The 26,212-nt window shown below is 66.3% G+C and carries 28 protein-coding genes; 13 read left to right on the top strand and 15 right to left on the bottom strand.

What is annotated here, in order from left to right; translation table 11 throughout:
• Positions 1-7: 7 nt before the first annotated feature.
• Entirely contained in the window at positions 8-2,221 is a 2,214-nt protein-coding gene (locus JQ617_RS18425) for an alkaline phosphatase family protein (RefSeq protein WP_212027553.1), read from the bottom strand.
• Between the two features lie 256 nt (positions 2,222-2,477).
• On the opposite strand from JQ617_RS18425, the gene JQ617_RS18420 reads away from it, so the two are divergent.
• Complete coding sequence (locus JQ617_RS18420) at positions 2,478-3,353, top strand: MBL fold metallo-hydrolase (protein ID WP_212027552.1); 876 nt, start codon at positions 2,478-2,480, stop codon at positions 3,351-3,353.
• A 162-nt stretch (positions 3,354-3,515) separates the two neighbouring features.
• Here JQ617_RS18420 and JQ617_RS18415 read toward each other — a convergent pair whose 3' ends face one another.
• Entirely contained in the window at positions 3,516-3,764 is a 249-nt protein-coding gene (locus JQ617_RS18415) for a hypothetical protein (RefSeq protein ID WP_063683934.1), read from the bottom strand.
• A 247-nt stretch (positions 3,765-4,011) separates the two neighbouring features.
• On the opposite strand from JQ617_RS18415, the gene JQ617_RS18410 reads away from it, so the two are divergent.
• Entirely contained in the window at positions 4,012-4,470 is a 459-nt protein-coding gene (locus JQ617_RS18410; RefSeq protein WP_212027551.1) for a cupin domain-containing protein, read from the top strand.
• 135 nt (positions 4,471-4,605) lie between these two features.
• On the opposite strand, the gene JQ617_RS18405 is transcribed toward JQ617_RS18410, so the two are convergent.
• Positions 4,606-5,568 carry an alpha/beta hydrolase gene (locus JQ617_RS18405; protein WP_212027550.1) on the bottom strand — a complete coding sequence of 321 codons (963 nt, stop codon included), beginning with the start codon at positions 5,566-5,568 and terminating at the stop codon, positions 4,606-4,608.
• 112 nt (positions 5,569-5,680) lie between these two features.
• Here JQ617_RS18405 and JQ617_RS18400 point away from each other — a divergent pair, with 112 nt between their 5' ends.
• The 4 genes from JQ617_RS18400 (at position 5,681) to JQ617_RS18385 (ending at position 8,659) form a co-directional block, all read left to right on the top strand.
• Positions 5,681-6,358 carry a nitroreductase gene (locus JQ617_RS18400; RefSeq protein WP_212027549.1) on the top strand — a complete coding sequence of 226 codons (678 nt, stop codon included), beginning with the start codon at positions 5,681-5,683 and terminating at the stop codon, positions 6,356-6,358.
• A gap of 150 nt (positions 6,359-6,508) precedes the next feature.
• Complete coding sequence (locus tag JQ617_RS18395) at positions 6,509-6,712, top strand: hypothetical protein (protein ID WP_212027548.1); 204 nt, start codon at positions 6,509-6,511, stop codon at positions 6,710-6,712.
• 358 nt (positions 6,713-7,070) lie between these two features.
• Complete coding sequence (locus JQ617_RS18390; RefSeq protein ID WP_212027547.1) at positions 7,071-8,018, top strand: helix-turn-helix domain-containing protein; 948 nt, start codon at positions 7,071-7,073, stop codon at positions 8,016-8,018.
• Between the two features lie 50 nt (positions 8,019-8,068).
• On the top strand, positions 8,069-8,659 hold the full coding sequence (locus tag JQ617_RS18385) for an NADPH-dependent FMN reductase (protein ID WP_212027546.1): 591 nt from the start codon (positions 8,069-8,071) through the stop codon (positions 8,657-8,659).
• Between the two features lie 131 nt (positions 8,660-8,790).
• Here JQ617_RS18385 and JQ617_RS18380 read toward each other — a convergent pair whose 3' ends face one another.
• The 3 genes from JQ617_RS18380 to JQ617_RS18370 all read right to left on the bottom strand — a co-directional run bounded on the left by JQ617_RS18380 (position 8,791) and on the right by JQ617_RS18370 (position 12,401).
• Positions 8,791-10,872, bottom strand: coding sequence for a methyl-accepting chemotaxis protein (locus JQ617_RS18380; protein ID WP_212027545.1), 2,082 nt, complete (start codon positions 10,870-10,872; stop codon positions 8,791-8,793).
• 116 nt (positions 10,873-10,988) lie between these two features.
• Positions 10,989-11,774, bottom strand: coding sequence for a 2-keto-4-pentenoate hydratase (locus JQ617_RS18375; RefSeq protein ID WP_212027544.1), 786 nt, complete (start codon positions 11,772-11,774; stop codon positions 10,989-10,991).
• A 15-nt stretch (positions 11,775-11,789) separates the two neighbouring features.
• Complete coding sequence (locus JQ617_RS18370; RefSeq protein WP_212027543.1) at positions 11,790-12,401, bottom strand: TetR/AcrR family transcriptional regulator; 612 nt, start codon at positions 12,399-12,401, stop codon at positions 11,790-11,792.
• Positions 12,402-12,503: 102 nt separating this feature from the next.
• Here JQ617_RS18370 and JQ617_RS18365 point away from each other — a divergent pair, with 102 nt between their 5' ends.
• The gene (locus JQ617_RS18365) at positions 12,504-12,986 is read left to right on the top strand and encodes a tautomerase family protein (protein WP_212027542.1); all 483 of its coding nucleotides are present in this window, start codon (positions 12,504-12,506) and stop codon (positions 12,984-12,986) included.
• Between the two features lie 35 nt (positions 12,987-13,021).
• Positions 13,022-13,798: a crotonase/enoyl-CoA hydratase family protein gene (locus JQ617_RS18360; RefSeq protein ID WP_212027541.1), complete on the top strand. Its 777-nt coding sequence runs from the start codon at positions 13,022-13,024 to the stop codon at positions 13,796-13,798.
• A gap of 9 nt (positions 13,799-13,807) precedes the next feature.
• Here the strand turns inward: JQ617_RS18360 and JQ617_RS18355 are convergent, their stop codons facing one another.
• On the bottom strand, positions 13,808-14,245 hold the full coding sequence (locus tag JQ617_RS18355; RefSeq protein ID WP_212027540.1) for a DUF1810 domain-containing protein: 438 nt from the start codon (positions 14,243-14,245) through the stop codon (positions 13,808-13,810).
• 191 nt (positions 14,246-14,436) lie between these two features.
• On the opposite strand from JQ617_RS18355, the gene JQ617_RS18350 reads away from it, so the two are divergent.
• The 3 genes from JQ617_RS18350 to JQ617_RS18340 all read left to right on the top strand — a co-directional run bounded on the left by JQ617_RS18350 (position 14,437) and on the right by JQ617_RS18340 (position 16,373).
• Complete coding sequence (locus JQ617_RS18350) at positions 14,437-15,390, top strand: DUF2778 domain-containing protein (RefSeq protein ID WP_212027539.1); 954 nt, start codon at positions 14,437-14,439, stop codon at positions 15,388-15,390.
• An 80-nt stretch (positions 15,391-15,470) separates the two neighbouring features.
• The gene (locus tag JQ617_RS18345) at positions 15,471-15,728 is read left to right on the top strand and encodes a hypothetical protein (protein ID WP_063683912.1); all 258 of its coding nucleotides are present in this window, start codon (positions 15,471-15,473) and stop codon (positions 15,726-15,728) included.
• Between the two features lie 141 nt (positions 15,729-15,869).
• A complete protein-coding gene (locus JQ617_RS18340) occupies positions 15,870-16,373 on the top strand; it encodes an SMI1/KNR4 family protein (protein WP_212027538.1) in 504 nt (167 codons plus the stop codon).
• A gap of 207 nt (positions 16,374-16,580) precedes the next feature.
• Here the strand turns inward: JQ617_RS18340 and JQ617_RS18335 are convergent, their stop codons facing one another.
• Positions 16,581-18,437 (bottom strand): tannase/feruloyl esterase family alpha/beta hydrolase, encoded by a 1,857-nt coding sequence (locus tag JQ617_RS18335; RefSeq protein ID WP_212027537.1) that lies wholly within the window; start codon positions 18,435-18,437, stop codon positions 16,581-16,583.
• Between the two features lie 63 nt (positions 18,438-18,500).
• Positions 18,501-18,644 (bottom strand): hypothetical protein, encoded by a 144-nt coding sequence (locus tag JQ617_RS18330; protein ID WP_212027536.1) that lies wholly within the window; start codon positions 18,642-18,644, stop codon positions 18,501-18,503.
• A gap of 92 nt (positions 18,645-18,736) precedes the next feature.
• On the opposite strand from JQ617_RS18330, the gene JQ617_RS18325 reads away from it, so the two are divergent.
• Positions 18,737-19,435 carry a MarR family winged helix-turn-helix transcriptional regulator gene (locus JQ617_RS18325; protein ID WP_349630633.1) on the top strand — a complete coding sequence of 233 codons (699 nt, stop codon included), beginning with the start codon at positions 18,737-18,739 and terminating at the stop codon, positions 19,433-19,435.
• A gap of 223 nt (positions 19,436-19,658) precedes the next feature.
• The gene (locus JQ617_RS18320; RefSeq protein ID WP_212027535.1) at positions 19,659-20,750 is read left to right on the top strand and encodes a TRAP transporter substrate-binding protein; all 1,092 of its coding nucleotides are present in this window, start codon (positions 19,659-19,661) and stop codon (positions 20,748-20,750) included.
• Positions 20,751-20,981: 231 nt separating this feature from the next.
• On the opposite strand, the gene JQ617_RS18315 is transcribed toward JQ617_RS18320, so the two are convergent.
• From JQ617_RS18315 to JQ617_RS18290, 6 genes are all read right to left on the bottom strand, one after another.
• Positions 20,982-21,761: an ABC transporter ATP-binding protein gene (locus JQ617_RS18315; RefSeq protein WP_212027534.1), complete on the bottom strand. Its 780-nt coding sequence runs from the start codon at positions 21,759-21,761 to the stop codon at positions 20,982-20,984.
• The gene (locus JQ617_RS18310; RefSeq protein WP_212027533.1) at positions 21,749-22,804 is read right to left on the bottom strand and encodes a dihydrodipicolinate synthase family protein; all 1,056 of its coding nucleotides are present in this window, start codon (positions 22,802-22,804) and stop codon (positions 21,749-21,751) included. Before JQ617_RS18310 ends, JQ617_RS18315 begins: the two co-directional genes overlap by 13 nt.
• A 6-nt stretch (positions 22,805-22,810) precedes the next feature.
• Positions 22,811-23,632 carry a GNAT family N-acetyltransferase gene (locus JQ617_RS18305; protein ID WP_212027532.1) on the bottom strand — a complete coding sequence of 274 codons (822 nt, stop codon included), beginning with the start codon at positions 23,630-23,632 and terminating at the stop codon, positions 22,811-22,813.
• Entirely contained in the window at positions 23,619-24,656 is a 1,038-nt protein-coding gene (locus JQ617_RS18300) for an NAD-dependent epimerase/dehydratase family protein (protein WP_212027531.1), read from the bottom strand. The genes JQ617_RS18305 and JQ617_RS18300 overlap by 14 nt, the downstream gene beginning before the upstream one ends.
• 18 nt (positions 24,657-24,674) lie before the next feature.
• Positions 24,675-25,445: an ABC transporter permease gene (locus JQ617_RS18295; protein ID WP_212027530.1), complete on the bottom strand. Its 771-nt coding sequence runs from the start codon at positions 25,443-25,445 to the stop codon at positions 24,675-24,677.
• A gap of 83 nt (positions 25,446-25,528) precedes the next feature.
• Positions 25,529-26,176, bottom strand: a complete 648-nt coding sequence (locus tag JQ617_RS18290; protein WP_063683865.1) for a TetR/AcrR family transcriptional regulator — start codon at positions 26,174-26,176, stop codon at positions 25,529-25,531.
• Between the last annotated feature and the right edge of the window lie 36 nt (positions 26,177-26,212).

Here is a 26,212-nt window from a genome sequence, read left to right as displayed (position 1 = left end):
TCGGTCCCTACCGCAAAATCTCGCGCAGCACCTCACCGTCGACCTGGTGCGGCCTGACGCCGAGGATCTGCATGATGGTCGGGGCGACGTCGAGATTGCGCATGCGGCGGATGGTCGTGTTGTTGCGGATCTGCGGGCCGGCGGCGATGAAGGTCGCGCTCATCACCGGCAGTTTCGGATCGTGACCGTGGGCGCCGTAGAAGTTCGGCATCGACAGCGTGGTGGTCGCGGCGTTGAACGGGGCGTCGCTGAGGCGTGCGACGCCGGGGTTCTGGATGCCGTCGAAATTGTAGCCCGGGGCCATCAGCGCGAACACATCGCCGAAATCCTGGCCGATGGTCTTGCTGGTGCATTGCCCGATCCCGGCCTCGCATTGGAGCGGGCGGGTCTCGACCACGGTGAAGAGCCTGCTACCCTCGAGCGAGCCGTTGAATTTCGGATTGGGATCGACCGCGTTCTTCACCGCATCGGTAATCTGCGTCACCAGCGCCGTGTAGGTGGCGGGATCGACGGTGCCGCCCTGTTCGCGCTGCTGCAAATTGACGTAGATGTTGACCGCCGGACCCGAGGTGCGGATCGCCACCTTGCTGGTGTCGATGCCGGCATTCTTCAGGATGTTGGTCATGCTGACCGAGGTGTGGAACGGCGCGAAGCCGTGGTCTGACACGACGATGATATTGCTGTCCGGCCCGGCCGCGTCCGCAATCCGCTTCACCGCCTTGTCGGCGGTCTGGTAGGCGAAGCGGATGTAGGATTTGTAGCGGGCGACCTTGGCGGCGTCCTGGCCCGCGCCGATCGAGTTCGGATCCCTGGGATTGGTGCCCTGGCGGGGATCGGTGAGCAGGAACTGATGCTCGGAGCCGTCCGGCTGCTCGATGTAGATCATGACGAGGTCGGCATCGGGATTGTTCTTGATGGCGCGCTCGCCGATGTCGGCCTGGTAGCGCACGAAGGTCTTGACCATGTCCTCGAACATCGCCTCGATCTCGATGTCGGGGAAGCCCGTGAAGCCCGGGCTGAGCCGCTCCGGAATGCGGAAATCGGCCTGCGGGCGCCAGAACCCGACGCTGTTGTTGATGTCGTCGACGTCGGCCAGCACCGGCGTGTTGCGCGGGATGTAGTTGGCGCCGTAGCGGGCAAAGTGCACCACCGACAGATCAGGCGCGAGCTGCGAGACGAAATAGGCGGCGCCGACCTTGGCGCCGCTGCCCTCGAAGAAGAACGGGGCATTCTCGCCGCCGATCTTCGCATAGGCAGGGCCAGTCGACGGCGGCGCGAACGGGCCGGCCGTGATGCCGCGCGTGGCGTCGAAGAAGACGAGGGTGTCGTAATTGACCTTGTTGTCGTTGGTGGTGTCGATCGCCGCCACGCGGATCGCGTATTTGACGTCCTGCGTCGCCGCGTTGGTGCAGGTCGCGGTCGGCACCGACGCGCATGAGAACGTCTCGATCGGCGTCGGCGTTGCCATCACCGGGCTGAACGAGAAGCGGCCCGCGGCCTGCAGCGCCGCGCCTACCGCCGGATCGGGGATGAAATTGGACTGCGTGAACTGGAAGCCCTGCGCGCCGAGCCCACCGAACGCGCCGAACGGCACGGTGTAGTCGGTGACGCGGATCGGCTGCGCCGGCTGCACCACGGTGCCGTTGATCGAGATGTCGGCGCCGTCGCCGCCCGGCCACGTCGCGGTGACCACTTTCTTGCCCTGCTGGCGCAGTTGCACCCAGAGGGGCAATGCCGAGGGCCGCGGCGAGGGTCCAAGCGGGCTCTCGCGATAGCCGCCGATCGGCGCCGCGAAGCCGCTGAGGCTCGATGTGATCGGGCCGACGATCGCCTGGAAGGTGTTGGAGGGGATGTCGTTGTGAACCGAGGTCGAGCCGGTCGCGATCTCGATATGCGAGACCGCGGTGAGCGACGGCGAGGCCGTGATGTTCTGCAAGGCCACGGCGCCATGGCGGCTCAGCCGCGCCAGTCCGCCATCGCGCGGCAGCACGCCTTCCTCGATGAATTGCTGGATGAAATCGGGCTTTGCGCCGTCGAGCGAGATGAGGACCACAGGCGATTTGCGGCCGTGGTGATGGCCTCGATCATGGTCGCGATCGCGGAAATTATCGGAGCCGCGGTCGCGGCCGTTGTCATCCTGATCTGCGTGTGCCGGCGCCGCAACGCCGGTCAGCGTTGCCGCGAGCGACAGGGAAGAGATCAGGCAGAAGAGCTTTTTCACGTGAATGCCCCATGTTCTTGTTGCGCAATCTGTGCACGCTTAACCGGCGATGACACGGAGATTATCGAGCGTGGCTGACGACGCGCGTGTGACGCTTGAACGACGCATGTGCGCAGCTGTGGAATGCTGTCGCCGGAGTCCGAGTGACGAGCAGTCGCGCTCGCGCTGGGAACTCGCACCAGTGCATGCACGCGCTCATGCGTCTTGAACGGTGCGAACTCGTTCGCTACGCTTGAGAAAAATCGGGAGAAAATGCGTGAAGCAGCTCAGGATCGGCGACATCACCATCGATGCGGTGATCGAGCGGGAGGGGCCATGGCGGCGGCCGCAAGATTTTTTTCCGGCTTATGACGACGGCGTCTTCAAGCGCCATTTGCCGACGATGGAGCCGGAGGTGTTCGATGCCGCGCGCGGCATGATGGTGATCACCTACCAGACCTTCGTGGTGCGCACGCCGCGCTACACCATCCTTGTCGACACCTGCACCGGCGAGGACAAGGGCCACCCGCCGCCATTCGATTTCCCCGGCAAGGCGCGCTGGCGCAACGAATTGTTCGCGCTCGGCATCGGCTTAGAGCAGATCGACTACGTGTTCTGCACCCATCTGCACATCGACCACACCGGCTGGAACACGACCTTGCGCGACGGGCGCTGGGTGCCGACGTTCCCGAACGCGAAATATGTCTTCCACAAGGGCGAGTACGCGGCCTGGGAGGCCGAGCATGCCAAGGGCAACAACCCGCCCGGCACCGTGTTTCGCGACAATTGCCTGCCGATCGTCGAGGCCGGGCAGGCGCTGCTGGTCGACGACGATTACGCGCTCGACGACACCGTGACGCTGACGCCGACGCCGGGCCATTCGCCCTGCCATTGCTGCGTGAACATCGTCTCGAAGGGGCAGCGCGCGGTCGTCGCGGGCGACCTCATGCATCACCAGATCCAGTGCCGCGAACCGGACTGGTCGGCAAAGCCGGACTGGGATCCGAAGCAGTCGGCGACCTCACGGCGAAAGTTCTTCGCGTCGGTTGCGGACACCGACACGCTGATCCTGCCGGTTCATTTTCCGGCGCCGACGGTAGGCGTGATCAAGCCGCTTGGTGCGGCGTTCGATTATCGGTTCAGGCGGGAGTGAGGGCTTGTCCCGGACGCGGTGCGGCGCGCAGTGCCGCTCCGCTGAGCCGGGACCCATCTATCGGACTGTGCACGTGGAAGCGTGGGCCCCGGCTCTGCAGCGCATCGCTGAAGAGCGCTGCGCTGCGTCCGGGGCACGAGAGTGCTCGGAGTTGCCGCGCGATTACGCGCTGACTTCGCACTTCTTCATAAAGCTGTTCTTGGCGGCACCGGCGAGCGGCTTGCCGTCCGCGCTCACGGCCTTGGGCGCGCAGGCGTCGGCCTTGCACTTTTTCATGAACGAGGTCTTGGCGGCGCCGGCCAGCGGCTTGCCGTCCTTGCCGACCGCCTTGCTCTCGCAGGTGTCCTCCGCGAAGGCCGAGCCCGCTGCAAAGGTGGCAACGATCGCAGCCAGGAAAATCCGCTTCATCATGGGTGTCTCCTAAACCAGAAATGGCGAACGGATTGGAACCGCAAATCGTGGCGCAATCAAGCAGGATCGCAGCGTGGCGGGCCGGGCCTGCGCAAATTTTCCCGCATGCGCTGAATGCGTCTTACCTTGACGCGCACGCAGCCTACGGGCTGCTTCAGGATTCGCCTGCCGCTTGCTGCACTGCGCGCAGACCGTGCGATGCGAACCTGCTAGGCTCATCTGACTGCAGCAGGAACGGAGCGTTGCCATGGACGCCGTGACGAGCCCTGAGGCCGCCGACCAGCATTCCCATCTGGTTCAACCCCAGGCCATGGAATGGCAGAAGACGCGCTTTCCCGGCTGCGAGGCCAAGACGCTGCTGTTCGATCGCAGCACCGGCCTGATGACGGCCCTGATGCGCTTCGCACCGGGATCGGTGCTGCCCGACCATGAGCATGTCGGCATCGAGCAGAGCTACGTGATTGAAGGCGCGCTCGTCGACAAGGAGGGGCCCGCCCGGGGTATCGCCTGCAAGGCCGGCGAATTCATCTGGCGCGAGGCGGGGAGCCGGCACGCGGCCTGGTGCCCGGACGGCGCGCTGATCCTTGCGATCTTCCAGGTGCCGAACAAGTTCTTCGAGGCCGACGGCCGCGTGGTCGATGCCTCCGGTCAGGATTGGGACGAGGCCTGGGGCCACACGGCGGCGCAGCGGGCGCGCGGGCAGTAGCTGCTCGCGTAGCCCGGATGGAGCGAAGCGCAATCCGGGGCCTGACCCACCGGATCGCCCGGCCGCCCGTGTGGCAAGAATCCCGGATTGCGCTGCGCTCCATCCGGGCTACTGGCTACGGACTTGGCGGCAAGCCTACACCCCTCGCATGAGCAGTGCCTTGAAGTCGGCCCGCGCGCGCTGCGCCTCGGCGCGCGCGACGTCCGAGGCGTCGCCCATGCCGAAATAGCCGTGGATCAGGCCGGGGCCTTCATGGTGCTTGACCCGCACGCCGGCCGCCTCCAGCGCCCGCGCATAGGCGGCGCCCTCGTCGCGGAGGGGATCGAACCAGGCGGTGGTGACGATCGCGGGTGCAAGGCCTTCGAGCGACGGCGCGCGTAGCGGTGAGGCACGCCAGTCGCCGGCGTGAGCGGGGTCGGCGAGATAATGCCCGCAGAACCACTCCATCGTGGCGCGGGTCAGGAAGTAGCCGTCGGCATTCTCGGCGCGTGAAGGAAAGCGCGCGTTCTCGCCCGCATCGACGTAGCCGCCGACGATATCGGTGACGGGATAGACCAGGAGCTGCGCGGCGAGCTTGATGCCGGCATCGCGGCAGGCGAGGGCCGTCGTTGCCGCGAGATTGCCGCCGGCGCTGTCGCCGGCAACGCCGAGGCGTTTTGCGTCGCCGCCAAATTCCGCGACGCGGCCAAAGATGTCGCGCACCGCCGCAAAGGCATCCTCGAAGGCGCCGGGAAAGCGCGTCTCCGGCGGACGGCGGTAGTCGACGGAGACGACGACCGCGCCGGTCTCGATCGCGAGATTGCGCGCCTGCCTGTCATGGGTCTCGAGATCGCCCGCGACCCAGCCGCCGCCGTGGAAGAACACCACGGTGGGCGCGGGCGTCGTGCCGACCCGATAGACGCGCGCATCGAGTGGGCCCGCGCCGCCTTTCACCTTGATATCCTGCACACTCTCGACCGGCGGCGGCGGGATGGCGGCGCGCGAGGCAGCCAGTGCGCGCAAGGAATCGCGGGCGCTCTGTGGCGTCATCGTGGTGGTATCCCGCATCGGCATCAGTGGAATGATCTGGGCGATGACGGGATCGAGCGGCGCGGCCATGGGCAGTCCTCCAGGGATCTTGGTCTTGCTTGCGGGTTAGCATAGATTTTGCGCGCCGCACCGGCAACCGTGGTGCGATGCTACGAAATGAACGGGCAGGGAGACCAAACACGTGGAATTCGAAACGCTGATCCAGTCGCGCCGCAGCGTGCGCGGCTTCAAGCAGAAGCCGGTGCCGCGCACGGTGATCGAGGCGATCATCGAAAGCGCCAAGCGCGCGCCGTCGTCGATGAACACCCAGCCCTGGCATGTCCACGTGCTCACCGGTCATCCGCTTGAAGAGGTGCGCCGCCGCAACATGGAGGAGATGATCGGCGGCGCCAAGGTCAAGCGCGACATCATCAGCCACGGCGAGTACCAGGGCGTGCATCGCACGCGACAGGTCGACATCGCCAAGAAGCTGTTCGGCGCGATGGGGATCGCGCGCGACGACAAGCCGATGCGGCAGGACTGGGTGCTGCGCGGCTTCCGCCAGTTCGACGCGCCGGTCTCGCTGGTCTTGACCTATGATCGCGTGCTCGATCCGGGCGCGGTCTGTCATTTCGATCTCGGCGCGCTCTGCTACGGCATCGTGCTTGCGGCGTGGGACCGCGGCCTCGGCTCCGTCATCAACGGCCAGGGCATCATGCGCTCGGACATCGTGCGCGAGGTCGCGAAGATTCCGGAGGACGAGGTGATCATGACCTGCGTCGCGATGGGCTATCCCGACGACGACTTCGCCGCGAACGCGGTGCGCTCGGATCGCGAGCATAACAACGAGTTCGTGCGCTATGTCGGCTTTGCCGATTAACGCGTGTGAGTCGATCGGCGCTGCGCGGAGGAGAAAATTCTATTCCCGAAATTTTTGGTGCGGACCGGCTGGCGGCCTCTTGCAATCTCCAACGTGCGGGAGGAACAATATGCGGACTGAAAGGTTTGTTGCTGGCGCGAGGGAATTGATATGCGGCGGCTGGCTAGCCTGGTGCGACGGTTGTTCGGCCCGCGAGCGCGGCGCCCGATCGACGATGATCCCAATCTTCCTTTCACACCCGATGAGTTCGGCCGGCTGATCCGAAGCGGCAGACCCGAGGACATGAAGCTGCTGGCCGAAGGTCTGGCATGCCGCTCGATCCCGCGCCGCGCCAGTTACCGCGCGACGCATTAGACCGCCGCGTTCCTGACGAGGGCGCGACCACATCGTCGACCCGCCGGCGAAGACAGGGCCTTCGCAGTCATCATCTGCCGTGACTTGTGCGACTGCGATCCCAGTGGAACTCTCTGGAAGCACAGACGCGGGATTCTGGGCGAGGCGCCTCGGGTATCACCACACCGTCGTTCGCATTTGAAACGCTATCGAAATTTGGCAGGACGCAAACCGTCAGCTTGTCCTTTGCAACAGACCCTCGCCAATTGGCCGGAACAGGCTAGGGTGATTCTTTCGGTCCGGGCGCTACCGAAAGGGGGATATTGAGATCGGCAGATTTGCCGGACGCGTCATTTCGCGACGCGGCTTTTCATTTGTCATGAGCAACATTGAAGATGCGCCGGGGTTGGCGCCAAAGATATTTCGTTTCTCCGATGTCGACGAGTTTCGCAGTTCGATACGCGGGTTGAACGTCGAGTTTACGCCGTTCGTGCGACGCATCGCGGCCGAGCAGGTGATCCTGCGCCTGCCCGGCTGCGACGTGAATGTCACGCGCGCGTTTCCGCGCGTGGTGGACGCGCAACTGGTTGCCGATTGCACGGCCGTTGGCTTTGCGATGGACGATCTCGAGGTTCCCATCCGCTTCAACGGTGCCCAGCGCGACCGCGCGGTCATCGTCATCGGCAGCAACGGCGCGGCCTACAATACCATCGAGGAGGTGCAGCGGCAGATCGCCTCGATCGTCTTTCACCCCGAGGTGAAGGACCGCGGCTGGCCCGAGACGCAGTCCAGCTTCAAGATCTTCGAGACCAGCATGCCGGCACTGCTTCGGCTGCGGAAAGTGGTTCGGGAGGTGGTGGCGGCCGCGGCCGGGCCAATCGAGGCAGCCGAGGTGCCGTTGAAGGGCGCCGCGATGAAGGAGTCGCTGTTCGGCGCGGTCGACGACGTCTTTGCCAATCTGGTGGCCGCGCGATGGACCAGGCGGCCGAACGACGGGCGTCAGTTCAGGGTGTTCCAGGACATCCGCGCGCTGCTGTCCGAGGATCTCTCGCAGCCGATCTACAGCGAGGAGATCGCACGCAAGCTCGGCCTGTCCGTGCGCACCCTGCACGACGTCGTGCGACGCTATCGCGGCATGAGCCTGCACCGCTATTTGCGGCTGCGCCGGCTCTGGCTGGTGCGCCAGCGCCTGCTCGCCGGCGCCGACAGCGTCAAGGCGGTCGCGCTCGCCTTCGGCTTCTGGCATCTCAGTGACTTCTCCAGAAGCTACCGGGACCAGTTCGGCGAGGCGCCGTCGCAAACGCTCGACCGCGGCCGCGGGCGCTAGCGCGATAAATCGACGGGATTCGCCGCCGGCTTTCGTGCTAGCTTGTCGCCATGAGCAATCGCATCCTCGTCCTCTACGGTTCCTACCGTTCCGACCGCATGGGCATCCGCCTTGCGAATTTCGTCATCAATCGCCTGCGCAGCCGCGGCGAGGAGGTCGAGTTCATCGACGCCAAGGCGATCGGCCTGCCGATGCTCGACCGCATGTACAAGGAACACCCCAAGGGTGCCGCGCCCGAGGCGCTCGAGAAGCTGGCGGAGCAGATCCGCGGCGCCGACGGCTTCGTCTTCGTCACCGGCGAGTACAATTGGGGCATTCAGCCGGGATTGAAGAACCTGACCGACCATTTCCTCGAAGAATGGTTCTGGCGTCCGGCCGCGATCGTGAGCTATTCCGCCGGCCGCTTCTCGGGCGCCCGCGCGGCGACCGCCTGGCACGGCACGCTGTCGGAGATGGGCATGGTGGTGGTGTCGAGCACCATCGGCGTCGGCCCGATCGCGCAGACCTTGTCGGCGGAGGGCGAGCCGATCGGCGAGGGCGGCAAGGCGCTGGAGCGCTCGTTCCCGCGCTTTGCCGATGATCTCTTGTGGTGGATCGAGGCGGCGAAGGCGCAGCGGGCGCGGAAGGCGCCGCCGTATTGAGATCCGTTACCGCGAGGACAGTCCCGTAGCCCGGATGTAGCGTAGCGCAATCCGGGGCGGCGCATGCGCGGTGAGACTTTCCCGGATTTTGCTTCGCTTCATCCGGACTACGAAACCCGCTGGGCTGGGTCTTACGCTGCCCTGACCTCGCCGAGGAAGCGGTCGAACTGTCCGGCAAGATCGCGCGACTGGGTCGAGAGCTGCTCGGCAGCGCCCAGCACTTCCCTCGCGGCAGCTCCGGTGTCGTCGGCGGCGCGCTGCACGCCGGTGATGTTGCTGTTGACCTCCTGGGTGCCGCGGGCGGCCTCCTGGACGCTGCGGGAGATCTCCCGCGTCGCCGAACCCTGCTCCTCGATGGCGGCGGCAATCGCGGTGCCGATCTGGTCGATCTCGGCGATGACGTCGGCGACGTTGCGGATCGCGGCCACGGTCTCGTCGCTCGCCGACTGGATCGCGGTGATCTGCTCGGAGATCTCGGTCGTCGCCTTGGCGGTCTGGCCGGCCAGCGACTTCACCTCGGAGGCGACGACGGCAAAGCCGCGGCCGGCATCGCCCGCGCGGGCGGCCTCGATGGTCGCGTTCAGCGCCAAGAGGTTGGTCTGCTCCGCGATGCTCTGGATCAGCGTGACGACGTCGCCGATCTTCTGCGCGCCATCGGCGAGGGCACGCGCGGTGTCGCCGGTGCGGCGGGCATTGTCGACGGCGCGGGCGGCGATCTCGGTGCTCTGCGCGACCTGACGGCCGATCTCGGCGATCGACGAGGTCAGCTCCTCGGTGGCGCTGGCGACCGTCTGCACGTTGGTCGAGGTCTGCTCCGAGGCGGCGGCGACGACCGCGGCCTGGCTGTTGGTCTGGGCCGCCGTCGAGGTCATCGACTGCGCCGTGCTTTCCATGGTGGAGGAGGCCTGGGACAGGCCGCCGACCAGCTCGGTGACCTTGGCCTCGAAGGCGCGGGTGAGCTCGTCGAGCGCCTGCGCGCGGCGCATCTTGCCGTCGTTCTCGGCCTGCTTCTCCGCCGCAAGGCGGTCCGCCCGGATCATGTTGTCCTTGAAGACCTGGACGGCCGCGGCCATCGCGCCGATTTCGTCGGAGCGCTCGGCACCGGGAATTTCGTCGGCGAGGTCGCCGTCGGCCAGCCGCGACATCCGGTTCGTCAGGCCGACGATCGGGGCGCAGACACGGCGGCGGACCATGACGATGAGCCCCGCGCTGGCGATCAGCACGGCGAGGAGGCCGACAAGCGCGATCGTGAAGCTGGTGCGTGCGGCGGAGGATGCGCCGGCGAGGATCTGCTCGGCATTGTCGTAGAAGGCGTCGCGGACCTCGATGATGGTGCTGAGACCACGCTGCGTCGAGGCGTAGTAGGTGTCCATGTCGTGTTCGTACTTGCCGGTGACCGCACCGTCCTTGACGAGCTTGAGCTCGCGGCCGAACTCCTCGACATAGATCGCGTTGAACTTCTCCAGCGCGGCGGCGACGTTTGCCGGAGTTGCCGGATTGCCGCGCAATTCCTGCAGCGACATCACGATCTGGTCGTTGCGGCCCTGCGAGCGGCTGATGTCGGCCTTCTCGGCATCGGTCGCCGGCTTCTTGCCGCCGACGAGGTTCTTGTGGAGGCTGGAGTTGAAGCCGCCGACGTCGCGCAGCGTCATGGCGATGTTGGCGTAACTGGCCTGCCGGTAGGCATCGCCATTGAGGATCGCCATGCGGCGGACCTGCTCGTTGAGCAGGGCGGTCACGCCGCCGTTGAGCACGGCATTGTCGGAAACGATCTTCTTGGCGGCGTCCTTGCGCGCCTCGGCCGGCCCGGCCAGCGCCTTGTCGATCGCCTCGCGCAGCGCCGTGAACTTCGAATTGACGCCGTCGATGTTGCTGCCGATGGTGGTGCCGTCGTCGAACGGGCCGGGCAGCTCCTTGCGCAGCGCATTCATCTTGTCACGGGCACCGTCGGTCTGCCCGCGCAGCTTGTTCTGCTCGGCAATCAGTGTGGGGTCGATGGTTGCGGGCCCGTAGAGGATGTTGGTGGAGAAGCCGCGTTCGGGATTGAGATAGCGCGGGATGTCGCTGACGGCGCGGACGATGGCGAGCCGGCCTTGCGCCTCGGTGATCCGCTCCATGGTCTGGTACTTCGTCACGGCGACGTAGACGGCGAGGCCGCCGCCCACGGTCGAGAGCGAGACGATGGCGGTGGTCAGGAGCGTTCCGATTTTCATGATCTGTCCGGCAATTGGCGCGGGAGAAAATTATTCTGCGCGAACGATAGGCAGCCGGTATTAATCGGGGGTTTACGCTGCCGCCCGGCATGCCCCGCCTGCATGCGTCCATTCGTCTAGGCGTAGGTCGCGCTTACGGTTCCGAACGGACCGAAATCGGCGGTGTAGGGTTCGCCCGCCTTTGGCCGCAGCATGCCGGTCAGGGTGCCCGTGCTGATGGTTTGTCCGGCCTTGAGACCGATGCCGGTCCGCGACAGCTCGTTGGCGAGCCAGGTCAGCGGCACCAGCGGGTGATCGATAGCCTCGGCGGCGCTGCCGCGGCGCCTTTCCACGCCGTTGCAGTTCAACACGACCGCCTGATTCGCGATGTCGCGGCTGCGCCAGTCGGCGATCGCCTCGCCGAGGACGATGGTCCCCGATCCCGCGCCGTCGGCCAGGATCGCCGCCATCGGTGGAAACGCCGCGTCGTGGACGAAGCGGCATTCGGCAAGCTCGATGCCGGGGTGCAGCGAGGCGACGGCATCGCCGATCTCTTCGACGGTGTAAGGCTTGGTGCGTGGCGGCAGGTCTGCGCCGAGCCGTGCCTGATACTCGACCTCCGGAATCGGGCTGCACTGCCTGGCGTGCTCGACAGTCGCGGGTGAGACCTCGATCAGCGGCGCGAACACCCGCCCGTAGATCGGCGAGGAGATGCGGAGCTGGCGCTGGAGCTCGGGCTTCATGCCGGCGATCTTCCAGCCGACGACATCCCAGCCCAGCTCCTCTTCCACCATCTGCGCGACGCGATACGCGGTGTCGGCATCCGGCGGCACAAGATGCGCATCAAGACCACTTTGCTGCCGGCTCTCGCGGCGCAGGCTGGCGAGATGGCGCGCGAGTTCGCGCTGTCGGGACAGATCCATCGGTGTACATCCAATCTATTTGGTGGTGTGGGCGAGGGCGGCGGACAGGACTGTCTCCAGCTCCTCCTGAACCTGATCGAGCGCATCGGCGCTGCGGCTGGCGCGGCACATCGCGACCGTGCCCTCGATCGAGGCGACGACGAGCGTTGCTAGCCGCTCGGCGCGGCCGGCCGCCAAACCTTCGCGGAGCAAGGCTGTGCGCATGATCTGCCGCCAATCGGCGAACACGTCGTCGGCGAGATCGAGCAAATGCTGCTGCGCCGCCGCGTCGTCCTTGTCGCCGGGCTCGCCGACATAGCGGTCGACGGCGACGGCGAGCACGGGGCAGCCGGCCTCGAAGCCGGTTGTGGCCAACTGGCGGCGCCACGATGCGACGAAAGCCCTGAGACCGCCGATCACGCCGCGTTCGTTCATGGCTTTCTCCAGGGGGATGGACACCTGTCGGCCGGCGAAGGTCACGGCTTCGGCGATCAATTGCGGTTTGCCGTCCGGGAAGTGGTGGCTGATCGAGCCGCGCGGTGTCGCGGTGTGGCGGACGACGTCGCGCATGCTGGTGGCGTTGACGCCGCGGCGGCTCATCAGGTCGGCGGCGCCGGCGATCATCTTGTCGCGTGTGGTGGCGGTCATCGGAAGTCCCACGATTGGCTGCCTCCATCTAGACTATGACGCTTGACATAGGCAAGTCGTCCTGAAATATGACGAGTGTCATATTCGCGAAGGAGGGCCGATTTGACCATCATCACCGTGACCGCGCCGGCCGGGCGGCTCGGCCTGCCGCAGCGCCGGCGTCTCGCGGAAAGCCTGACCGACGCCGTGCTCGAGCCGGAGGTCGGCCAGCACGCACCGGCGGCGCGAATGGGTTTTCAGGTGCACTTCCGCGACCTGCCGTCCGACTGCATGGCGATCGGCGGCCGGTTGCTGTGCGACCAGGATCCACCACGCGACATCATCACGGTGAATATCGCGGTGATGAACGCGGCGTGGCCCGCGGAGCTGCGCGCGGAGGTGATCCGCAACGTGCTGGCGCGGCTTGCGGAGGCCTGCGGCATGCCGGCGCCGTCGCCGACCTGGTGGGTCAATTTCGAGATCATCGATGAGGGAAGCTGGGGATCGCGCGGCGGGGTGCTCTCGATCCTTCAGCTTCTGGACTCCGGCGTGTTCACGCCGGCGCGGATCGAGGCGATCCGCGCGGCGATCAAGTCGCCGGCCTGACGTTCTGCCAACACCAACGATCCGGAGAGAAGCATATGAGCGAAGGTCAGATCTGCACCGAGGTGCACGGCCACGTCTTCAAGATCATCATCGACAATGCCGCGAAGAAGAACGCGTTCACCCCGGCGATGATGGAGCGCTTGTCCGATGCCCTCACCGAGCTGCACGACAACGAGGCCTACCGCGTCGGCGTGATCTGCGCCGAAGGCAAGGACTTCACCGCCGGTCTCGACATGCCGAAATTCTTCGGTCCCGCGGCAGAAAAGCGCAACATCAAGGAGGGCAACGTCGATCCGTTCGGGCTGAACAAGCGCTGCCGCAAGCCCGTCGTCACGGCGGTGCAGGGCATCGTCTTCACCATCGGCATCGAGCTGATGCTCGCCGGCGATATCGTGATCGCGGCCGACGATTCACGCTTCTGCCAGATGGAAGCCAAGCGCGGCATCGCGCCGCTCGGCGGCGCGCATTTCCGCTTCCTGTCGCGCGCCGGCTGGGGCGATGCGATGTATCATCTGTTCCTGTGCGACGAGTTCTCGGCGCAGCGCGCGCATGCGATCGGCCTCGTGCAGGAGGTCGTGCCTGCGGGTGAACAGATCGAACGGGCGATGGCGCTCGCCGCCATCATCGCGCGCAACGCACCGCTCGGCATCCAGGTGACGAAGGAAGCGGCAGCGAAATATGTCGAAGCCGGCGAGGCGGCTGCGATCGCCTACATTCCGAAAATTCGCGATCGCGTGCTCGGCAGCGCGGATGCGAAGGAGGGCATCCAGTCCTTCATCGAGCGTCGCGCGGCCGTCTTCCAAGGGCGCTGATCGCAGGCGCTACGCCGGCCGATCGAGCCGTGCGAGGATCTCCAGCGTCGCAGCGTCGCGCTCGCTCGCGAAATACCGGGCGAGCGCCTGATCGAACACGGGCTCGTCGGACACGGCGCCGAACAGCGTCATCGACGAGCGGAACTTGGCATCGTCGGGCGCGCCGAGGATCGCGTTGATGGTCCGCCCCTCGACCCCAAGCACGAGTCGCGTGCACTCGATCAGCCGCGGGCCGAGGAGGGGGTGGGCGAGATAGGCCACGGCCTCCGCGTGGGAGCCGATGGCATAACGCTGCGACATGGTGCTGAAGCCGAGGCCGGCGATTTGCGGGAAAACGAACCACATCCAGTGGCTCTGCTTCCGGCCCCTCGCCAGCTCCCCCTGGACGTCGCGAAAAACCGGGTTTTGGGCCCGGACGAAGCGATCTAGGTCGAAAGGATCGGTCATGGGATACCTTGGTGCCGCCTATCCGGCCGCGATTATGCCTAACTTTTGGCTCCCAATGTGGTAGCTGGTATAGAGTCTCCGGGCGGGGGTTGGGCCCCCCCGGGGGTCGATTTGGGGATCTGATGGTTTCCGACCGCGCACGCGCCGAGAGGCTGTTGTCGCGCCGCCGTATTGGGCGAGCGGAGACGATAATGCTGTCCTTGGCGGCCGTCGCGCTGGCGCTCGGCGCTGCCGCCTGGGTCGCCGATATCGGCGATTCGACCCCGCTCGTCACCGCCGCGCTGCCGCCTGCCAATTCACCGTCCTTCGAGGACCGTTTCGCGTCGGCGTCGGCCAACCCGCCCGCCCGCGAGCTCGGCCTGCGGTCGCTGGAGCGCTCCGCCGTGAACGCGGTCCAGCTCAAGCTGCGCGATGCCAAGGCGATGCTGGCCCAGAAGCTCCAGGGCGACGAGTGGCGCTCGACCCTGACCGAGGACGACCGGCATGTGGCCGAGGAGGCGAAGCCCTCGCAGCGCGCCGACGCCGCTGTCCCGATGCCGCGCTCGCGTCCGGTCCAGGCCGACTTCTCCGCCCAGATCGCCTCGAGCCAGTCCTATGCCGAGACCAATCCCAGGGTCGACAACCGCAACTTCTTCGAGAAATTCACCGACAAGATCAAGCTGGCCTCGCTGACGCCCGGCGACGGCCTGTTCGGCAAGGCGCCTGATCTCGCCGCGCTGGGTTATGATTCGCGCACGGCGGTCTACGACATCTCGGCCAAGGCGCTTTACTTGCCGAGCGGCGTCGCGCTGGAAGCGCATTCGGGCATGGGCGCGCTGATGGACGACCCCCAGCATGTCGACCAGCGCATGGTGGGAGCGACCCCGCCGGCGACCTACGATTTGAAGCCCCGCGAGAAGCTGTTCCACGGCGTCCGCGCGCTGCGCCTGACCCCGACCGATGGGACCAGTGCACTCGGCCGCGTCGGCCTGCTCACGCACAATTACATGCTCGGTCCGCGCGGCGATTCCAACGGCTGCGTCTCGATCAAGGACTATGACCGCTTCCTGAAGGCCTGGGACAATGGCGAGTTCAACCGCCTGGTCGTGGTGCCGAGCCTGGGCGGATCGGCGACCGCCTCGCAGCGCGCCAGCACCGACTCCTGATATTTGATGTCTGACATTTGCCTGCTGCGGCGGGGCTGCCGTTTCCCCTTCGTTAAGCCGTCATCGTTCAGAAGCAGCCCATGAGTGATCCAGCAAACTCCGAAACCCCACTGCGCACGACGTTCAAGATCAAGCTGAACGGAGACACGCTGGCGATTGCGACCGTCGGCCAGGCCTATCAATTCCTGACCAATTTCAAATCAGTCGAGTGGATGGAATTCCGCTCGCTGCATGAGGACGCAGTTGCGGCCCTCGAGGGCGCGGCCGGCAATGCCATGCTGGCGGTGCAGGCGACCAACGCGGTGCGCGCGCTGTTCGTGAGCGCGAAGCTGCTCTGAGCGCGCTTTCGCAGCTTTCACTGCGCGATAGTCCGTCCCGGATCGCGCTTCGCTCCATCCGGGCTACGGCCATCCCGTCGAACTTGTTCCCTGGGGGCTGCGACCAAACCTGGCGCGTTTCGCGCCGAGGAATGGAGTCGCATGGATATCTCCGAATTTATTGCAAGCGTCGATCGCGCCGGCACGAAGCGGCCGACGCAGGCGGCGCTCGAGGCATTTGAGAAGTCGATCGGCTGCCGCCTGCCGGATGAGTATCGCCGGTTCCTGCTGGCCTGCGCCGGCGGTTATTTTCGGGGCTCGGCCGAGTTCAACTGGCCGGAAGGGCACTGGGCCGGCGCGATCCAGGAGGTCTTGGGATTGCGGAGCGACGTCTGCTCGCTGGTCCGCACGCGCAAGACGCCGCAATGGCCGACCATCGACGAGCTGCTGTGGATCATGAGCGACCATGGCGGCAACCCGATCTGCATGACGATCGACGAGGCGCATTTCGGCAAGATCTGGTTCATCGATCACGAGGTCGCCAGCTACGACGAGGGCTGGACGCTTACGCAAGCGATGTCGGACCAATGGGGCTACGTGCTGCCGCTTGCGCCGAGTTTCGGTGCGTTCATGGCCGGAGTGTACGCGCAGGCCGAGGCGGCGTGAGGCCTTAGGACATTTCGCAGGGACAGATGAGCGCACGCGCGTAATCGATCTCGTGTCCCGGACGCGCCGCAGCGCTCTTGCGCTGCTGCGCAGAGCCGGGACCCAGAGCGAGCACGTTACAATGCGGAAGCGTGGGCCCCGGCTCTGCAGCGCACCGCTAAAGTAGCGCTGCGCTGCGTCCGGGGCACGAGAGGGACAGACGACGCCTCAATGCCTGTCGTCGCCGCGCCCGTCGTCGTCATCGTGGAAGTCGTGGTCGCCGCCCGGCCTGAAGCCGGGGTCGATGCAGGCGAAGCTGCCGGCGTCGTTGGTCAGGCCGCTGCCCTTGTACGCCGCGATCTTCGGATAGACGCAGAGCGGCCGCGTGCCGCTGGCCGGGAAGTTCTGGGCGATGCGCGGATCGAACAGCCCGCCGGCCGGATAGGGCGAGGTGGCATTGGTGTTGGCCGCGACGATGCGGTCCGGCGCGATGCCTTTCTCGACCCAGTCGGTGAGGGCCTTGAGCTCGTTCCCGGCGAAGCTCGCGGTGGCCGCGCCGCCGCCGCAATGGGCCATGTTCGGCACCATGAACAGCCGCGCGAAATCCTCGGCGCGTCCGCCCATGCGCCGGTCCATGTTGCGGTACCAGCGGGCGATCGCAGCGCCCGAGAAGATGCCGTCATTGACCGAGGAGGAGATGATCAGCTTGCCGCCGCGCGACTTGAACGGACGCAGATCGGTCGAGGTCGCCGCCATGAAGTCCATGCTGCTCTCGGGATAGGCGGCCGTCTTCGTGAAGATCTTCGGCGCGTCGGTGTCGAAGTTGAATTTGAACACGAAGGCTTCCTGGCCGTTCGGCCCGTTCACGGGCGTGACGACCGGCGGGGTCTGGAAGATCATCGGGATCGCGCCTGCGCCGAGCGTCAGGTTGATCGCGGTGTTCACACCAGGCACCGGCGCGGTGACGACGTTCCAGAGTTGCCAGCCCGCACCCGGCGCGGTCGGCGGCGTCCAGATGCCGGCGTCCCAGAACCAGTTCGAATAGAGCCGTTGTCCCCTGGAGTTGACCGGGCCGGCATAGATCTTCTTGAGCGCGTCCACTTGCCCGGTGGTGAGGCAGGTGCCGCCGTGCGGCGTGTTGCCGTGCGAGCCGGTGCCGCAGGTGTACTTGGCGAGCGCCGGATACACCTTCTTCGCCGTGCAGGCGTGATAATTGTCGATGATGCCGTCGACCAATCCGTCGAGGGCATCGCAGGCGCTCAGGATCGCGGCCGAGGCCACCTGGAGGTCCTGCCCGGGAAACGTGTCGGGAATGAACGGCTGGCCGTTGACGTCCGTGCTGGTCGAGAGCGTGCCGAGCACCTGCTCGTTCCAGGCTTCCGCAAGGCCCGCCTGCGGCAGGTTGAAACCAGGGTTTTGCGAGATGACGCCGTCGAACAGCCAGGGGAAGCGCTGCGAGGCCATCATGGCGTCGCGGCCGCCGTTCGAGCAGCCCATGATGTAGGAATAGACGGTATCGAGCCCGTAGAAATAAGAGATGATCTTCTGGGAGATCGTCGCGGTCTTCTCGATGCCGTTGTAACCGTAGTCCCGGCGTGCCTGCGCATCGATCGCGAAATGCGCGGAGCCGCCGGCATTGACATCGTCGTCCTGATGTCCGCCGACGACGTTGTTGGCGTTGTCCTCGTGCCCGCCGTCATTGGCTGCCACGGCCCAGCCCTGGCCGAGCTCGACGCCGGCGGCGCCCTGCGGATCGGCATTGAGGCTGCCGTCGGTGCCGCCGCCGCCCATCATCTCGAACCGGCCGTGCCAGGTGTTGGGCAGATTGAGCGCGAAGCCGATGCCGTAGGTGAAATGATCGGGGTCCTGCGTCGACACGCGCTTGTTGATGATGCCGATCACGTTGCAATAGCCCGACTTCTGCGTCGCGCTCAGGATCTGCGTGTTCGGCAGCGTGAGGCCGGTGAGGGCCGTGCAGGACGCGCGCGGCGCGACCCCGCTCGGCGGAAATCCGTGCGCGATGGCCTGCGTGCCCACAGCGGCACAGCCGGCCATGATCGTCGATGCGAGAAATAGGCGTTTCATGTCAGTTCCTCCCAGTTTCATCCACCATGGTCGAGCGAAAGCGCGCCGCGGGGGCGCGTTCGTTCAGATCGTGTCGTTGACGATGTCGTTGCCGAAGCAGGGGGCGGGACGCCAATTGCGCGCCGGCTTACTGCGCGCATAGATCGCGCCGCGACGCGCAAGCGCGCGCGGCTCGTCGCCCATCTCTGATGGAAGCACGGACGTCATCCCCCTTGGTCCCGCTCGTGTTGCGGCGGGATGTCGCGATCCTAGGGCGCGCGATGTTGTCGTGTCAACATGACGCAGCACGCGATCATGCGGTGCAACCTGTCGTAGAAGCTGTGCTCGCGAAGCGCGCGGGCCGGCCCGGCTTCTCGATCCGGGCCGGCTGCGATAGTCTCGATATTCGAATCCCGGATGGCCGGGTGGATGCCGCAGCGCCGGCTTGCGAGAGATCATCGTCGATGGAGCCGAAGAAGGCGGGCGTCAGGAAGCGATCGTCCAAGGGCGCACAGCGCCGGGCACCCGCCACGAAGCCGCAGCGATCCGCCCCGCGCCCCGCGCCGGCCGCAAAGACCGGCCGGCCCAGGCTGCTCGCCTCCGACGACCTGTCCCGGTCGCTCGGCTACCGCATCCGGCGGGCCCAGCTCTGGGTCTTCAAGGACGTCAGCCGCCGGCTCGCCGCCTTCGATATCAGCGCGGCGCAGTTCTCGGTCCTGTCGGTGATCGATGCCAATCCGGGCGTCAATCAGCTCGCCATCGCGCAATCCCTCTCGATCGAGCGGGCCGGGCTCGGGCGCCTCGTGGATCATCTGGAGCGGCGGGGGCTGGTGCAGCGCTCGGCCTCAGCGATCAACCGCCGCTACTACGTGCTGTATCTGACGGAGGCCGGTGCCGCGCTGCTCGGCCGCCTGCGCCCGGCGATCGCCGAGAGCGAGAAGACGCTCGCGGCCAAGATCGGACCGCGCGCCTTCAAGGAGCTGCAGCGGGCGCTGTCGGTCTTTCTCCAGGATGCCTGATTTCCAGCACACTTGATTTTCCAGGACGTCTGAGCCGCCTTTCGCAAGCCCTTGATCAAGTCCTTGGTTGGTTAAGCCCTTTTGGCGGCCGATGGCCGCGCCACTATGCGTTCTCGTAACTTGAACTCTGCGCCGGGAACAGGCAAACGGTCGGCCAAGGCCGTGGCCAGCCGGGTCACAGAGCCACCCGTTTCGAAGCTTGCATCAAGGGAGAGACCCGATCATGAAACGCCGTACATTCCTCAAGGGCGGCGCGGTCGCCGGCGCGACGACGCTGGTTGCTGCACCTGCGATCGCGCAGAGCGCGCCCGAGATCAAATGGCGCCTGACCTCTAGCTTCCCGAAGTCGCTCGACACCATCTACGGCACGGCGCAGACCTTCGCGAAATACGTGGCGGAAGCCACCGACAACAAGTTCCAGATCCAGACCTTCGCCGCCGGCGAGCTCGTCCCGGGCCTGCAGGCGCTCGATGCCGTCAGCGTCGCCTCGGTCGAGATGGCGCAGACGCCGCTGTATTTCTACATCGGCAAGGAGCCGGCGCTGGCCTACGCCACCGGCGCGCCGTTCGGCATGAACCATCGTCACCAGGAGTCCTGGTGGTACTTCGGCGGCGGCGCCGAGCTGACCAACGAGGCGCTGAAGCCGTTCAAGACGCACGCCATCCTGTGCGGCAATTCCGGCACCCAGATGGGCGGCTGGTTCCGCAAGGAGATCAAGACCGTCGACGACCTCAAGGGCCTCAAATTCCGCATCGCCGGCATGGGCGGCCATGTGCTGGCCAAGCTCGGCATCGTGCCGCAGCAGCTCGCCGGCGGCGACGTCTATGCGGCGCTGGAGAAGGGCTCGATCGACGCCGCCGAGTTCGTCGGTCCCTATGACGACGAGAAGCTCGGCTTCCAGAAGGTCGCCAAGTACTACTACTTCCCCGGCTGGTGGGAAGGCGGCGCCATGCTGCACATGATCGTCAACGACGAGAAATGGGCGAGCCTGCCCAAGCAGTACCAGGCGGTCGTCAACCAGGCCGCGTCCGCGGCCGGCGCCTGGATGCTCGAGAAGTACGACAGCGTGAATCCGGCGGCCCTGAAGCGGTTGATCGCCAACGGCGCGGAGCTCAAGGCGTTCCCGCAGCCGGTGATGGAAGCCTGCTACAACGCGACCCAGGAGCATCTGAACGAGCTCGCCGCCAAGAGCGATCTGTTCAAGCGCACCAAGGAAAGCCACGACGCGTATATGAAGGAGCTGCTGTTCTACACGCAGATCGCGGAAAACTTCTACGACAACTATCTGCTCAGCAAGATGCGCAACAAGGCCTGATGACGAGGAGGGCGCGGTGTTCACGCCGCGCCCGGCTCTCGTAGGGTGGGCAAAGGCGCCCTTGCGCCGTGCCCACGTTCTCACGCTTCATTGGCAAATGGTGGGCACGCTTGCGCTTTGCCCACCCTACGGAATCTGAGTTCGCGGTGCGCAGCCCGGATGGAGCACAGCGAAATCCGGGATATCGCGCGTCATCAACGCTGTCCCGGATTACGCTTCGCTTCATCCGGGCTACGAAGCGAGCCCCAGCTTCGCATAGATCCGCCTGGCATAGGCACCGAACGCGTCCGTCGTCTTCAGCGGCAGGTCGCGCGGGAAGGGCAGGTCGATCGGGAAATAGTCGGCCATCTTCGCAGGACCCGCCGTCAGGACCGCGCAATGCGAGGACAGGAACACCGCCTCCTGGATCGAATGCGTGACGAAGATGATGGTCTTGCCGCTCTCGCGCCAGATCCGCAGCATCTCCAGGTTCATCTGCTCGCGCGTCAGCGCATCCAGCGCGCCGAACGGCTCGTCCATCAGGATCAGCTTGGGATCGTGAATGAAGGCGCGCGCGATGGCGGTGCGCTGCTGCATGCCGCCGGAGAGCTGCTGCGGATATTTCTGCTCGTAGCCGGCCAGCCCGACCAGCCTCAGCAGATCGCGCGCCCGCTCGCGCGCGGCCTTCATGGGAAGGCCGACGATCTCCGCCGGCAGCAGCACGTTGTCCAGGATGGTGCGCCACTTCAACAGCAGCGCCTGCTGGAACACCATGCCGATGTCGCGCGTGGGGTCGAACGGACTTTTGGCGTTGCCGATCTTGACGGTGCCGCCGTCGGCGCCGTGCAGGCCGGCCAGAATCTTCATCACCGTGGTCTTGCCGCAGCCGGAGGGACCGACCAGCGAGACCAGCTCGCCTTCCTGCACGTCCATGGTGACGTCGGACACGGCGAGAAACTCCGTGCCGCCGCTGCCATAGACCTTGCGGACGCCGCGCAGGCTGATGAAGGGCTCCTCCGTCATGCCAGCCATTTGCTCAAGTTCGCGGCGACGAAGGCGTCGTCGCTGAGGTCGGCATGCTCGCGGCAGACGCGGTCGATCTCGTCCTTCTGGCCGGGGCTGAGGCCCTCGTTGGGATCGAGGCACCACAGCCCCTGCATCAGGCCCTGGCGCCGCAGGATCTCGTGGCAGCCGGCGATGCAGCCGTGAAAATTGTTGGCGACGTCGAAGAAGGCGCTGTTGCAGTCGGTGACGCGGGCATCGAGCGCGAGCAGATCGGCCGGCACGCTGTCCTTGTGCCGCGCCTGCTTGCAGCGCTCGAACTGCTTGATCGCGCTTGCGGTCCAGACCGACCAGTGGCCGAGCAGGCCGCCCTTGAAATAGGTGCGCGTGGTGACGCCCTTGTCGCGCAGATCGAACGGCAGCATCAGGTCGAGCAGGATGTGGTCGTCATTGCCGGTGTAGAGCGCGACGCGGTCGAGCGCGCCGGCGGCGGCGACGCCGCGCAGCACGTCGAGCGTGCGGTAGCGGTTGAACGGCGCGATCTTGATCGCGATGACATTGTCGATCGACGCAAAACGCTGCCAGAACCGGCTCGACAGGATGACGCCGCCGACGGCCGGCTGCAGATAGAAGCCGACCAGCGGAATCTCGGCGGCGACCGCCGTGCAATGCGCGATGATCTCGTCCTCGGAGGCGCTCTTCATCGCGGCAAGGCTGAGCAGGCCGGCGTGATAGCCGATGTCGCGCGCGGTGCGGGCCTCGGTGACGGCCTGCCGGGTCGGACCGGCGAGGCCCGCAACCATCGCCAGCGGACGCTTGGTCCAGTTCGCTGCCGTCGCGGCCGCGAGCTCCAGCACCGGCCGGTACAGTCCGACGTCGCGGATCGCGAATTGCGTGGTGTGGACGCCGACGGCAAGGCCGCCCGAGCCCGCGTCGATGTAATAGCGCGTCAGGGCGCGCTGATGCGTCTTGTCGAGCTGGCGCTCGGCGGTGAGGGCCAGTGGATGCGCCGGCAGCACGGTGCCGTCGGCGATCAGCTTGCGGATGTCGGCGTTGATCTGGCTGTGGTGCATGATGTCCTATCCGAATTCGGGACCGGCGACGGCGAAGGGCAATTCATCGCCCGCGGTCGTGGCGGGGCCGAACCGCATGCGCTGGAACGGGCGCTCGACGGCCCAGCCCGATGCGGTCAGTCCCTCCAGGAACGGGCCTTGCGAGGCGACCGCATCGAGCAGGAGGGGGCGGCTCTCGGAGCGCGCAATGGCGTGAACGAGATCCAGCGCTTCGGCGGCATTGTCGGCAAACAAGGGGCCGATATGGCGCGCGGTGCGGCCGTCGCGGATCAGCGCGATGCCGCCGTTCGCGGTGACGATGCGCGAGCCTGAGCGCTGCGCGAAGGCGGTGAGCAGGGCGGTGCGGTCGAAACCGGTGACGTGCCGGTCCCGCGCGCGGAGGGCCTCGAGCGTAGCGATCGCGGGCGCCGGCGCCGAGGTCTGCGCGGGCTTCGCCAGCTTCAGCCGGCGCAATTGCAGCGTCGGCGTGAAGCCGAGCGGGCCGTAGACGGCGGCGCCGTCGGGCGTGGCGTCGAGCCAGCTCGTCAGGCCGTTCCTGCTTGCGGTCTCCAGGCAGGTATCGACGAGGCGGGTGGCGAAGCCGCGGCGGCGGTGCGTGGCCGACACCAGCACCATGCTGATCCAGGCGTTGTTGCCGGAATAGGGCAGCAGCGCCGCGGTCGCGACCAGCCGCATGCCGTCACGGATGCCGAACACGACGCCGTCGCGCAGGAAGACGCGCCAGTCTTCCTCGGTCTGGTTCCAGTGCGCCTCCGTCGACAGCGCGAGCCCGGCAATCGCGTCGCTGGCGCCGAGCTTGAGGATGAGCGTTGTGTCAGTATCGTCCATCGCGCACCTCGTATTTGGTGGGCTTGCCGAGGCTCGGCATGGCGCGGGAGACCCAGTCCGCGGTCCAGGCGATCAACTGCTCGGTGTCGACCACCGGCAGGCCGAACAGCGCGACGGCCTTCGACGTGTCGGTGAGCCATGCGGTCGGCTCCTCCTTGCCGACCAGCACCGGCGCACGGCCGAACCTTGCGCCGAATTTTTGCGCGAGATCGCGCACCGCAAGGATCTCGTGGCCGCTGACGTTGATCGGCGAGGTCGGCGCCGTGCAATGCGCCAGACACCGCAGCGCCTGCGCGGACGCATCGCCCTGCCAGATGAAATTGACATGGCCGAGGCTGACGTCGATCGGCGCGCCAGTAAGCACCTTGGTCGCGATGTCGTGCAGCACGCCATAGCGCATGTCGATCGCGTAATTGAGCCGGAACAGCCGGCCGGGCGTTCCGGACTTGCGCGAGAAATACTCGAACATGCGTTCGCGGCCGACACAGGACTGGGCGTATTCGCCGGGCGGATTCGGCGCCATGTCCTCGGTCGAGCCCTTGCCGTCGACGGGCACGAAGGGATAGACGCAGCCGGTCGAGAAGGCCACGATCCGCGAGGACGGGAAGGCCTGCGCGACCAGCGCCGGCACATGCGCGTTCATGGCCCAGGTCAGCGACAGATCGCCTTCGGCGCCGAATTTGCGGCCGGCCATGAAGACGATGTTCGGTGCCTTCGGCAGCGCCTGAATCGCCTTTTCGTCCATCAAATCGCAATTGATGGTTTCGACGCCGCGCGCGTGCAGCCAGTCCTTCACGCCGGGTTCGCTGAAGCGGGCGACGCCGATGACGCGGCGATCGGGCACGGCCGCCTTCGCAAGGCCCGCCAGCGTCGGGCCCATCTTGCCGCCGACGCCGAGGATCATGATGTCGCCCTCGACCTTGGCGAGGTCGTCGATCAGCGCCTGGGTCGGCCGGCACAGGAGATCGTCGAGCGCTGCGATATCGGGGATCGTCTTCGGCAGGGTCTGGCGGGTGAGGAGCATGGATTTCGTCCTTGGTCTTCAGGTCTGTCTTGCATCGCCCACCACGAACATGCGTTCGAGGACGAGCACGAGGCCGTAGAGGGCGACGCCGAGCAGGGTCAGCAACACCACCGCCATCACCATGGCGGGCGTGTCGAGCGAGGACTGCACCTGGATCATGAGGTAGCCGAGCCCGCGCTCGGAGGCGATGAACTCGCCGACGATGGCGCCGGCGACCGCGAGGATGGCACCGACCTTCATGCCGGAGAACACGTAAGGCAGCGACCCCGGCAGCTGGATCTTGCGGAACAGCGTCCAGCGCGAGCCGCGCAGCGATTTGACGAGGTCGAGCAAATCGGGCTCGACCTCGCGCAGGCCGCGCGCGGTGGTGAGCAGGATCGGGAAGAAGCAGATGCTGAAGGCGATCAGGATGTTCGGCACGATGCCGTAGGAGAACCAGACGATGAAGAGCGGCCCGAGCGCGACCTTGGGGATCATGTTCAAGGTCACGAACAGCGGCAGCAGGACGAGGCTGAGCAGCGGCGCCCAGCTGAAGATCACGGCCAGCGTGACGCCGACGAAGGCGCCGAGGGCAAAGCCCCCGAGGATCTCGACCGCCGTCACCAGCGTGTTGGCGCCCCAGGCATAGCTCGCGGTGCCCAGCGTCTGCACCGTCGCCAGCGGCGAGGGCAGGATGAATTTCGGGACGTGGAAGGCGTCGACCAGGACCTGCCAGAGCACGAGCACGGCGAGGTGCACGATCAGGATGATCGCAAAGCTGCGTGCGGTGCGTGCGCCGTCAGCTGCCACCGTCTGCTCCCTGTTGCCCGCGGCCTCTCTGCCGCCGCGGTCAGCCTAGACGCCTCCGGGGCAAGTTTCAACCAGTTGGTTGATTAAGGCCGGAGCGACTGCAGCACGAGATCGACGACATGGCGGCGGCGGGCGCGGCGCTGGGCGCGGCTCGACAGGTCCTTGCCGAAGATCGCCGACAGCGTCGGCGTGTTGGAGAAGAAGAAATAGGAAAGGCCTGCAATGGAGATATAGAGCTGCACGGGGTCGATCCCCTTGCGGAACAGCCCGCTACGCACGCCCTCGTGCAGAATGTGGGAGACGCTCTTGACCAGCGGGGAATGCATCGCCTCGAGCCGCGTGGAACCGCGGACATGAGGCGCCCCGCCGCGGTTCTCGTCGTTCAGAAGCACGATGAAATCGGGGTTTGCCGCCAGATGGTCGAACGAGGCCTCGATCAGCCGGCGGATCGCCTTGTCCGGCGGCAGGCCTTCGAGATTGAGCTTTCGCTCCTGCTCGCGGATGTCCTCATAGACCCATTCGAGCACGGCAAGGTACAACGCGTCCTTGTCGCCGAAATAGTGGTAGACCAGCTGCTTGTTGACGGCCGCGCGCTCCGCGATCTCGTCGACGCGGGCGCCGGCAAGGCCGTGGCGGGCGAATTCCAGGCGCGCCGCGGTGAGCAGCTTCTTGCGGGTCGCGACGGGATCGCGGCGCTGCGGCACGGTGTCGCCAGATCGCTTTGCGGGCATTTCCAACCAAACAGTTGACAAGTGGAGGGCGGGCTT

The sequence above is a fragment of the Bradyrhizobium sp. KB893862 SZCCT0404 genome (assembly GCF_018130885.1).
In the GTDB taxonomy this organism is placed as follows: Bacteria; Pseudomonadota; Alphaproteobacteria; order Rhizobiales; family Xanthobacteraceae; genus Bradyrhizobium; species Bradyrhizobium stylosanthis.
Note: the sequence above shows the minus strand (reverse complement) of the source record. Positions and strands in the feature narration are given on the sequence as shown.

Bases quoted from the DNA above. Each gene is read 5' to 3' on its own strand.
- JQ617_RS18385 (WP_212027546.1), top strand. From the start codon at position 8,069: ATGAGCAATCGCATCCTCGTCCTCTACGGTTCCTACCGTTCCGACCGC.
- JQ617_RS18350 (WP_212027539.1), top strand. From the start codon at position 14,437: ATGCTGTCCTTGGCGGCCGTCGCGCTGGCGCTCGGCGCTGCCGCCTGG.
- JQ617_RS18370 (WP_212027543.1), bottom strand. From the start codon at position 12,401: ATGACCGCCACCACACGCGACAAGATGATCGCCGGCGCCGCCGACCTG.
- JQ617_RS18380 (WP_212027545.1), bottom strand. From the start codon at position 10,872: ATGAAAATCGGAACGCTCCTGACCACCGCCATCGTCTCGCTCTCGACC.
- JQ617_RS18395 (WP_212027548.1), top strand. From the start codon at position 6,509: ATGCGGCGGCTGGCTAGCCTGGTGCGACGGTTGTTCGGCCCGCGAGCG.
- JQ617_RS18290 (WP_063683865.1), bottom strand. From the start codon at position 26,176: ATGCCCGCAAAGCGATCTGGCGACACCGTGCCGCAGCGCCGCGATCCC.
- JQ617_RS18405 (WP_212027550.1), bottom strand. From the start codon at position 5,568: ATGGCCGCGCCGCTCGATCCCGTCATCGCCCAGATCATTCCACTGATG.
- JQ617_RS18340 (WP_212027538.1), top strand. From the start codon at position 15,870: ATGGATATCTCCGAATTTATTGCAAGCGTCGATCGCGCCGGCACGAAG.
- JQ617_RS18315 (WP_212027534.1), bottom strand. From the start codon at position 21,761: ATGGCTGGCATGACGGAGGAGCCCTTCATCAGCCTGCGCGGCGTCCGC.
- JQ617_RS18415 (WP_063683934.1), bottom strand. From the start codon at position 3,764: ATGATGAAGCGGATTTTCCTGGCTGCGATCGTTGCCACCTTTGCAGCG.
- JQ617_RS18300 (WP_212027531.1), bottom strand. From the start codon at position 24,656: ATGCTCCTCACCCGCCAGACCCTGCCGAAGACGATCCCCGATATCGCA.
- JQ617_RS18360 (WP_212027541.1), top strand. From the start codon at position 13,022: ATGAGCGAAGGTCAGATCTGCACCGAGGTGCACGGCCACGTCTTCAAG.
- JQ617_RS18355 (WP_212027540.1), bottom strand. From the start codon at position 14,245: ATGACCGATCCTTTCGACCTAGATCGCTTCGTCCGGGCCCAAAACCCG.
- JQ617_RS18330 (WP_212027536.1), bottom strand. From the start codon at position 18,644: ATGACGTCCGTGCTTCCATCAGAGATGGGCGACGAGCCGCGCGCGCTT.
- JQ617_RS18390 (WP_212027547.1), top strand. From the start codon at position 7,071: ATGAGCAACATTGAAGATGCGCCGGGGTTGGCGCCAAAGATATTTCGT.
- JQ617_RS18305 (WP_212027532.1), bottom strand. From the start codon at position 23,632: ATGGACGATACTGACACAACGCTCATCCTCAAGCTCGGCGCCAGCGAC.
- JQ617_RS18410 (WP_212027551.1), top strand. From the start codon at position 4,012: ATGGACGCCGTGACGAGCCCTGAGGCCGCCGACCAGCATTCCCATCTG.
- JQ617_RS18320 (WP_212027535.1), top strand. From the start codon at position 19,659: ATGAAACGCCGTACATTCCTCAAGGGCGGCGCGGTCGCCGGCGCGACG.
- JQ617_RS18310 (WP_212027533.1), bottom strand. From the start codon at position 22,804: ATGCACCACAGCCAGATCAACGCCGACATCCGCAAGCTGATCGCCGAC.
- JQ617_RS18375 (WP_212027544.1), bottom strand. From the start codon at position 11,774: ATGGATCTGTCCCGACAGCGCGAACTCGCGCGCCATCTCGCCAGCCTG.
- JQ617_RS18345 (WP_063683912.1), top strand. From the start codon at position 15,471: ATGAGTGATCCAGCAAACTCCGAAACCCCACTGCGCACGACGTTCAAG.
- JQ617_RS18335 (WP_212027537.1), bottom strand. From the start codon at position 18,437: ATGAAACGCCTATTTCTCGCATCGACGATCATGGCCGGCTGTGCCGCT.